Origin of the sequence: Bartonella sp. AA126HLJHH (assembly GCF_042197425.1) — a bacterium.
Lineage (GTDB): Bacteria > Pseudomonadota > Alphaproteobacteria > Rhizobiales > Rhizobiaceae > Bartonella.
Genome location: NZ_JBHIRU010000059.1, coordinates 1 through 2,829, shown reverse-complemented (window position 1 = coordinate 2,829; position 2,829 = coordinate 1). Strand labels below are relative to the sequence as shown.

Sequence of the window (2,829 nt, the reverse complement as noted above, 5' to 3'; positions counted from 1 at the left end):
CAGAGGACTGAGAAGGCTTTGGTTCAACAGGGACAGAAGGAGGAGAAACAGTATCCAGAGATGAAGTGTCCTCCGGAGCAGAGGGCTCAGATGGCAACGACATAGAAAGTGGATCAGGGCGTGGAGAATCGACAGGATCAGAGGACGTAGAAGAAGGAGGGTCAGACACAAACGACGTAGAAAGTGGATTGGGAGGGGGAGGATCAACAGGATCAGAGGACGTAGAAGAAGGAGAGTCAGATGTCAACGACGTAGAAAGTGGATCGGGGGGAGAAGGTGGAGGATCAACAAGAGCAGAGAACGTAGAAGAAGGAGAGTCAGATGTCAACGACGTAGAAAGTGGATCGGGAGGAGAAGATGGAGGATCAACAGGATCAGAGGATGTAGAAGAAGGAGCGTCAGACATAAACGACGTAGAAAATGGATCGGGAGGGAGAGGATCGACAGGAGCAGAGGACGTAGAAGAAGGAGGGTCAGACACAAACGAAGTAGAAAGTGGATCGGGAGGGGGAGGATCGACAGGAGCAGAGGACGTAAAAGAAGGAGGGTCAGACACAAACGAAGTAGAAAGTGGATCGGGAGGGGGAGGATCGACAGGAGCAGAGGACGTAGAAGAAGGAGAGTCAGATATCAACGACGTAGAAAGTGAATTGGGGGGAGAAGATGGAGGATTAACAGGATGAGATAATGAAGAAGGTTTACCAAATGGACCATTATAAGAACCTATTCTAGAAGAAATATAAACCCCTTCGAGTCGGAAATCCCAAAATTCCCCCTCACCTTCCACTAATCTTTGCGTAGCATCTGCTTCTCCAAAGGGCGAACCTGGACCATAACCACGAATACGATATTGATAAGGAAAACCTTTCACCGTAGTATAATCATCATAACCATTGGCGAGTCGAAAAGAACCTGCCTGCGCTGTTCCAGCAACTTGAATGAGTGAAATGCTTTGATCTTTTCCCTCATAGACTTCTTTACTTGCATATTTTGGAAAATTTTGCACATGAACGAATGTCGTTCCAGAAACATCCCCATAGATCAATATGCGATCCGTCTTTTGGGGATTAAACAAACCCTCATCATTCAAAAATGCATTCAACCTAATCTGAGCGTTTCCCTCGGCACTGTAGACTTTTTTATCTTTTGATGCGAGAATTTTATCTCCTGCACCTATATCTGCTTTTTTTCCAATGCGTAGCGTTTGATAACCACTGTCTTCATCAAAGATCAATGTGCTATTGGAAAGACTTAGAGAAGAAAGCGATGAAACAGATTCCTGTAAACCGTTGTATTTACTTTTAGTAAGATACCATTTTGAATAACGAATTAACTCTAAATCAATAACCGATCTACCCTCAACACGCGTACCTCCTATAAGAGAGGAAGCGTTTGCTTTCACCAATAGAGAAGCATTATTTTTAGCTTTTAGCAACAAATCACCAGAGATTTTTGTTTCATCCGATAATTCAAGAGTGCCTTTTACTTCATAGTCTTTATTCCCCTTCGCATAAATCGCAATCCCGTCTGGAACTGTCATATTTGTCTCTGATAAATAAACAAATGCCCTCCCCGTGATAACTTTTTTGGTTTCTAAAATTTTTTCATCATCTCGTTGCCTCAACATTTTAGCAAGTTCTTCTGGAGCTAAAACATTAAAGCACAGTCCATATACTCCCTCACCCTGAACAGAAATATTGTTTTTTTCTATCTTAATATTTGTATTCTTAAAGCCATCTGGTGAAATATATTTTTGAATTAACTTACCATTATCATTTACATAACCTGAAAAGTTTTTCATCAAGAATGCATGCATATGATTCAGCTGAATAAAATTGTTTTTCAAATGAACGTCACCACCTTGAAAAACCTCAAAAGCTTCTGGCAATACCCCCATAGCTCCATCACCATCTGTTAAAGTTTCCTCCCTCCTTCCTTGCCCCGTAATCCCCATAGTATCAAGAATATAATGCCCCCCAAATCGAGTTGAAAATGAGCCAATCTGGTTAAAATTAACGGTACCGTCTGTCATTTTAACCATTGCATCAAAACCACTCATAATACCGATCCCTTTTACATTCAAATTATCTGGCTCAATATTGATATTCACACTCACTAAAGCAATATCCGTTCCTCTCCCCCATGCATAAATAGCATGTGAAGTCCCCTTAATTTCCCCTACTGTCATGCTAATAACGGCATTTTGAGCACGAAGAGCAGGTATATTCTTAAAATCTGAAGCTATTAAATTAATTTTTCCACCATTTCTTACATACGCCCCATACGCAGATATTTTATCTGGATCATCGCCAAAAACTGTTATCTGAGAGGCATTAACAATAGTGCCTGCTTTTTCTACATATATAGCTGCAATAGGTGCAATATGAGCAGACGTCTCTTGAGAACTTTTTAAGTAATAGATTTTATCTGCGAGAAAGTGTGTTTTTCTATCATCGCATTTATAAAATGCCCCTCCTGCATCACTTGAAGATCCTGCAGCATTAACATACGTAACCTGCAAAAAATAAAGAATAGCTGTTGTAACGTTGCATAAAAATACATATTTATGAAATACATAAATCATAACTCTTGCCGCCTCCTATTCCCCTACTTCTATTCATTGAAGAATAATATCTATATTAAGCTAATAAATTTCTCAAAATACAATAAATATAAAATGAAATATTTAATTTAATACTTAATACAATACTATATACTTATATATAAGTTACTATATAGTTTATGTATCGCTAAAAAAGGTGGCGCAATCCAGCAGAGAAACTCGTTCCAGAAAAACCAATTTTCTTAAATCTATGCTGATAAGTGACA

General features: G+C 39.4%; 1 protein-coding gene. It reads right to left on the bottom strand.

Going from position 1 to position 2,829, the window contains the following annotated elements; genetic code table 11:
* On the bottom strand, positions 1 to 2,584 hold a 2,584-nt coding region (locus tag ACFIQC_RS09475; RefSeq protein ID WP_375707106.1), incomplete at its 3' end, for an autotransporter outer membrane beta-barrel domain-containing protein.
* Between the last annotated feature and the right edge of the window lie 245 nt (positions 2,585 to 2,829).